Source organism: Pseudoduganella sp. RAF53_2, from assembly GCF_052113985.1.
Lineage (GTDB): Bacteria > Pseudomonadota > Gammaproteobacteria > Burkholderiales > Burkholderiaceae_D > Rugamonas.
Map to the genome: position 1 here is coordinate 1 of NZ_JBFRDW010001027.1, position 1,271 is coordinate 1,271.

Genomic DNA, 1,271 nt, shown 5'->3' on the forward strand with positions numbered 1-1,271 from the left:
GGTAACGGGCGGCATGGGTGGTCTGGGTGAAGCGATCTGCATCAAGCTGGTCGCTCTGGGCTACAAGGTAGTAACCACGTATTCCCCATCGAACAAAACGCACGACGCATGGCTGTCCGCCATGAAGGATCAGGGCTACAACTTCTCTGCGTATCCGTGCGACGTGTCGGACTACGAGTCGGCACAGGAATGCGTGAAAAYGATCGAGCGCGATATCGGCCCGGTCGATGTGCTGGTGAATAACGCCGGCATTACCCGCGACATGACCTTCAAGAAGATGGACAAGGTCAATTGGGACGCTGTGATGAAAACGAATCTGGACTCCGTGTTCAACATGACCAAGCCGGTAGCGGATGGCATGGTGGACCGCAGCTGGGGCCGCATCATCAACATCTCTTCGGTGAACGGCCAGAAGGGCGCTTTCGGTCAGACCAACTACTCGGCTGCCAAGGCCGGCGTGCACGGTTTCACCAAGGCGCTGGCGCTGGAAGTGGCGCGCAAGGGCGTGACTGTCAACACCATCTCGCCGGGCTATATCGGCACCAAGATGGTGATGGAGATCCCGTCCGAAGTGCTGGAATCGAAGATCATCCCGCAAATTCCGATGGCTCGCCTCGGCAAACCGGAAGAAGTGGCAGGCCTGGTGGCCTACCTGGCCTCGGAAGAAGCCGCCTTCGTCACCGGCGCCAACATCGCCATCAACGGCGGCCAGCACATGTCCTGACCTCCCGGCCTTTCCGCTGACAAAGCCGCCCGGCCCAGGCCGTGCGGCTTTTTTATTTGTTGACTGCAATGGGGTGAAATGTCTAATATGCAATTATATTTTCGATTAGACAATCGTGCATCTCGTCAAACACCTTCCCATTGCCCTTGCCGCTGCTGCGGTATTTGGTGTTTCGCCTGCGATGGCAGGGGTGGTGTCGCCTGAATATCAGGATGCGCCGACGCAACCGAGGCTTGAGTTGGATGAGGCGCAGGTTGTGGACAAGTTCCCCGCTTATCCACGTGCCTCTCAGCTTGTTCCCTTGCAATCACGGCACGCGCTGACGTCGCTGATGTCCGACCCGCAAATTTTGCCTGGCCCGGCTGGTTCAAGCGTGTCGATGGCAAGTGTGGTGGCGCAGTCGAGCGAGACGGATGAAGTTCCCGAGCCGGTTGGCCCAGCCGTGGTGCTGACGGGGTTCATGCTCATCGTTTTGCGCCGCTCCGGCTTTCTCGTCAAAAAGAGGAAAAAACAGGCAGCTTGACCTTCGCGCGCCTCAGCCATTACC

General features: G+C 58.2%; 2 protein-coding genes. Both read left to right on the forward strand.

Annotated features, from left to right (window positions below; genetic code table 11):
- The coding region (gene phbB, locus AB4Z11_RS32045) for an acetoacetyl-CoA reductase (protein WP_442030259.1) at nt 1-724 on the forward strand (724 nt) is incomplete at its 5' end.
- A gap of 115 nt (nt 725-839) precedes the next feature.
- Nucleotides 840-1,247, forward strand: a complete 408-nt coding sequence (locus tag AB4Z11_RS32050) for a hypothetical protein (RefSeq protein WP_442030261.1) — start codon at nt 840-842, stop codon at nt 1,245-1,247.
- Nucleotides 1,248-1,271 lie beyond the last annotated feature (24 nt).